Raw genomic sequence first — 3,841 nt, 5'->3', positions numbered from 1 at the left:
TGATGTCAGAATACGTTCTCGGCCGCTCATGCTGAACAGTTCATCGCCGAAAAAATCGCGCAGCCGGGCGACGGCCGAACTCATGGCCGGCTGACTGAGGTTGATGCGGCGTGCCGCCGCCGTGAGATTGCGCTCGGCCAGCAGGGCGTCGAGCACGACGAGAAGGTTCAGATCCAGCCCTTTGAACCGCATGTCGTCAGCTATCCATAGCGTGAATGCGTTTCATCGAACGATTTCTGAATCCTACATTGACAACAGCATCTGACGCGCACCGATCGCCCACTGCCTCTATCGCGTGACGAGTGCGTTAAAAAGAGCCCGAAAGGAGAAATCTTTCCATACGCTCTGACGTGCGGTGGAGGTTGTGCTGGACGGACTGGGGCCTTCAACGCAAAGCCATTCGAAGGCGGCCGTAGTTGGGCCGGTGAGAGGCCGGAATTCCGCGCAATCGGCTACGACGCGCACGGCATAGCGGCCCACATTGGCATACTGCGCCGCTTCACCAAAGGTTGGCGAAGCCCCAATCCATTTTTCACACCGCAAATCCTCGATGTGCTGCGCAACATCGGATGCAGGCGACGTTCTTCGTCTTCGGTGCCTACGCCGCAGTGCACACCCGGATCTCATCCGGCCTCCACCAAGCAGTTGGTCTAGGTGAGTCGCACAAGCTGGTGAGAGGCAGATTTCGCAACGCCGCGCGGCTCAGGCATTGAGCCAAGTCGAAAACGCAAGCTGGAAAGGAACAAGATGGTAGATCAACTGACCAACGAAATAATCGCAATCATCAAGACGCGCGCGGCGTCGGAGGGCGGCATAGCGCCTGCCTCGGGCGGCGAGATAACGGCTGCCACGGGACTAACTTCACTCGGCATCGATTCACTGGGATTGCCGCCGCGCTCGAGTTGATCGCCTGCGTGATGGCGATCCGCGAGAGCGTCGTGCCGCCAACTGCCTATTATCGTGAGCTGGACCCCGATTGCGATCTCGACGTCACGCCCAATGTGCCACGCGAGCGCAAGGTGCGCGTGGCACTGAGCAACTCCTTCGCCTTTGGCGGCACGAACGCGGTTCTGGCATTCAGGCAGGTGTAGAAGCCATGACAGATACCTCCTGTAACTCGTCTCGCATCAAGATGCTTGCCGGATAGCTGTTGTGAAGGGCGGGTCATTGGCCGCTTCGGCGAATGCGGGAAGTGGCAGAAAGCTCGACGATCCGCAGGGTATCGACTTTGCGAGATTCTTAACCGTTGAGGCGGCGTAGGCTGGACTCGAGGGTCTTTCGAAAGCTGTACGCGACAATATCTGGAAGGCGCAGGGCCGACTCTGCGCCCGCTGCTGCCGGCAAGAAGCCACCGGGGGTTATGGCCGAGATCGTGCATGAGATGGCCCCTTGCTTGCAGGTCGTCGGCGAGAGGTTTCACCATCATAGCGGTTCCGAGCCAACGTGCGCCACAGCGCCGGGGGCGGAGCCACGGTGGGGAACTCCCCTCGTGATTATGTGGCCGAGCCAGTCCGCCCGGCGCCGTCCCCATAGTGTTAGAAGGGTTCAGCTCCAAAGTGCGACGGAGCTCTGAAGGTGAGTCGCGTGCGTCAAGTTCTGCAAAAACGTCATGTGGGAGCGGGCATCCGTTTGTTCGTCGGCGGTGACCATCCCTTCCTCCCGACCACACGACATTGCGGTGAGCGCGCGCAACGCGGTCAAGGCTGGCCGCAGGCCACCGTCGAAGGTGGCGCGATAGGCGGCGTTGACGGCGCGAACACCCCGCTCACACCGAGCCTGTGATGAACGAAGCGGTTCAGGCCGCCTGTCGCAGCACCTCCTTCTTGTGCTCGCGCGAATGCTCCTTGTTGAGATAGCGGGTGCCTTCCAGCCGGTTCTCAACGCAGCTATTCAAGCGCTAGGGGCGCTTGAAGAAAGCGTTGGTATTGGGGTTGGTGGAGAGTGCAATACGAGGCGAAGGCGATCAGCGAGGAAGCTGTGCGCCTCTTCTCGGCTTGACGGTGAATGAGGAGGCTGCGCGGCGAACGCGCGCCGACGTCAATGCCAGGGCCATTTGCTGAACTTGACGCACAACTCCCGCTCTCTAGACCAAGGACAGGCCGAGTTGAAGATACGGAAGGCGGTTCCCAACCCGCGGATGAGAGGCTGATGAACCCGTCGTCTCCGAGCTCCACTCCTTGCCCCGTACAGCTTCAGCCGATCCGACTGCTCGCAACACCTGCCAAGCAGCCGATCTATCGCCCTCAGAGCCCGTTTGGAAATTCTACTCTGGCGGTCATCTGATGGCGTTTTCTGCGCTTCGGGTGCTCACGGACCCAAATGTCCGCTGCGCTCCGGTTCTCGAAACCACCACCATATGGCTCGCCAGAGCGAATTTCGAAACAGTCTCTCAGGCCTGCAGGAACATGAGCGGGGTGATAGGCGGAGAATTCTAGGAGCGCGTGCTACGTCCCGAGGTCTTGCTTGGAGTAGCCATGCTGGACGCCTCCTGCAACATTATCTCCCGCATCCAGATACTTGCCGGATCACTGTTGTGAAGGGTCGGCCATTGGAGGGTCTCGGTAAATCCGGGAAGTGGCAGCGGAAGGTCGATAATCTGCAGGGGGTACGTTTTTTCGAAATGCTTGACCAGCCGCAAGGGCATGGTCGCTATACGATCTGTGCCTGACACCATCGGCGGGATCATGCTGAAGCCCTGCACCGCGACCTCGACACGTCTCTTAAGACCATGCTCAAGCAAAAACCATTCCTCGATGGAGGGCCTCAGTAAACGCCCGAACTTGACCACGACGTGCTTCATTGACATGTATCTCTCGAACGTAAGCTGCCGTGGCAGCTGCTTGTTCGTGGCGCAGCCCACGCACACGAGCGTCTCGTCGAACAGCGCCACTCTTGAATGCGCGCTCGACTTGAACAAATCCGGAAGAATTAGAAAATCGACGTCACCGCGCCGGAGAAGCTCATCGGGGGTGTCGTCGATAGGCAGCAATTCGAAGCTGACGCCGGGTGCTTCCCGGGCAACACGCTCGACGACCTTTTCAAAAAACACGAGCGTGGCGAAATCGGAAATCATGATCCTGAAGCGGCGGTCGGATCGAGCTGGGTTAAACGGATCCGACGAAATAATCGAGCCCTGGATGTGCAGGAGAGCCTCGCGAACTGCGGGGGCGAGTGCTTCCGCACGCGGTGTCAGAATGCGTTCGCGGCCGCTCATGCTGAACAGTTCATCGCCGAAAAAATCGCGCAGCCGGGCGACGGCCGCACTCATGGCCGGCTGACTGAGGTTGATGCGGCGTGCCGCCGCCGTGAGGCCGCGCTCACTCAGCAGCGCGTCGAGCACGACGAGAAGGTTCAGATCCAGCCCTTTGAACCGCATGTCGTCAGCTATCCATGGTGTGGATACGTTTGATCGAAACAAACGATTTTACCGATTTTGCATAACGCCGCATAGGGGAATTCAAGGAAGCGCTAAAGGAAGTTCGTTTATGTTTGCGTTGGCTCCGAAGAGCACTTTCCGGTGTAGGCCTTCCCATGTGCGCCGAACATCATCTGCGCAGCTACATCGCATCGGCTCGACGCGACAAGCTCCCCAATGATTCGGCGCTTACCTCAAGAAAACACGAACAAAGAACGAGGTCTTTCCATGCGCTCTGACGTGCAGTGGAAGTTGTGCTGGGAAAATGAGTTGCAACTGGCCGACCATATCGAACTCTGCGACTTCTTCCGAAAGACTTATGGACGGACTGGGGCCTCCAACGCAAAGCCATTCGAAGGCGGTCGTAGTTGGGCCGGTGCGAGGCCGGAATTCCGCGCAATCGGCTACGATGCGCATGGCATAGCG

Annotated in this window: 2 protein-coding genes and 4 pseudogenes; 4 read left to right on the top strand and 2 right to left on the bottom strand. The window is 58.9% G+C overall.

Translation table 11 applies throughout. The features are described from left to right. Positions 1-192, bottom strand: a 192-nt coding sequence (locus tag B5V02_RS32995; protein WP_146606200.1) for a LysR family transcriptional regulator, incomplete at its 3' end; no start/stop codon positions are given. 177 nt (positions 193-369) lie between these two features. On the opposite strand from B5V02_RS32995, the pseudogene B5V02_RS42050 reads away from it, so the two are divergent. The 3 pseudogenes from B5V02_RS42050 to B5V02_RS32985 form a co-directional block, all read left to right on the top strand. Beyond that, a pseudogene (locus B5V02_RS42050) lies at positions 370-507 on the top strand (acyltransferase); the annotation flags it as partial. Between the two features lie 240 nt (positions 508-747). Beyond that, a pseudogene (locus tag B5V02_RS42045) lies at positions 748-888 on the top strand (nodulation protein NodF); the annotation flags it as partial. After that, positions 882-1,091, top strand: a pseudogene (locus B5V02_RS32985) (beta-ACP synthase); the annotation flags it as partial. The pseudogenes B5V02_RS42045 and B5V02_RS32985, both read left to right, overlap by 7 nt. A 1,340-nt stretch (positions 1,092-2,431) precedes the next feature. On the opposite strand, the gene B5V02_RS32975 reads toward B5V02_RS32985, so the two are convergent. Beyond that, on the bottom strand, positions 2,432-3,376 hold the full coding sequence (locus B5V02_RS32975; RefSeq protein WP_111548169.1) for a LysR family transcriptional regulator: 945 nt from the start codon (positions 3,374-3,376) through the stop codon (positions 2,432-2,434). 267 nt (positions 3,377-3,643) lie between these two features. Here B5V02_RS32975 and B5V02_RS32970 point away from each other — a divergent pair. Next, positions 3,644-3,841 (top strand): annotated as a pseudogene (locus B5V02_RS32970) (acyltransferase); the annotation flags it as partial.

Origin of the sequence: Mesorhizobium kowhaii, from assembly GCF_003253745.1 — a bacterium.
Classification (GTDB): Bacteria; Pseudomonadota; Alphaproteobacteria; order Rhizobiales; family Rhizobiaceae; genus Mesorhizobium; species Mesorhizobium kowhaii.
Note: the sequence above shows the minus strand (reverse complement) of the source record. Positions and strands in the feature narration are given on the sequence as shown.

Coding starts and splice junctions, on each gene's coding strand:
- B5V02_RS32975 (WP_111548169.1), bottom strand. CDS start 3,376: ATGCGGTTCAAAGGGCTGGATCTGAACCTTCTCGTCGTGCTCGACGCG.